The 324-nt window shown below is 64.5% G+C and carries 1 protein-coding gene; it reads left to right on the top strand.

All coding sequences use genetic code 11. The features are described from left to right. The coding region (locus MFF34_RS27830; protein WP_238217811.1) for a VCBS domain-containing protein at nucleotides 1-324 on the top strand (324 nt) is incomplete at both ends.

Genomic DNA, 324 nt, shown 5'->3' with positions numbered 1-324 from the left:
GGCAACTACCGCTACGTGGTGGACAACAGCAACGCTGCGGTTCAGGCCCTGCGCACCGATGCCGACCAACTGACGGAGGTGTTCCAGTACAGCGTCAGCGATGGCAACGGCAAAATCGTCACCGCCACCTTCACCGTCATCATCCACGGCCGCAACGACACCCCTGTTGCGACCAGTGACGCCGCCACCGCCATCGAAGCCGGTGGCACCAACAACGGCACGCCAGGGCAGGATGCCACCGGCAACGTGCTGGACAACGACACCGACGTCGACGCCGTGGCCCTGGGCGAAACCAAGCAGGTCAACGCGATCCGCTTCGATGGC

Origin of the sequence: Pseudomonas sp. PAGU 2196, assembly GCF_022179005.1 — a bacterium.
Classification (GTDB): domain Bacteria; phylum Pseudomonadota; class Gammaproteobacteria; order Pseudomonadales; family Pseudomonadaceae; genus Aquipseudomonas; species Aquipseudomonas kermanshahensis.
Note: the sequence above shows the minus strand (reverse complement) of the source record. Positions and strands in the feature narration are given on the sequence as shown.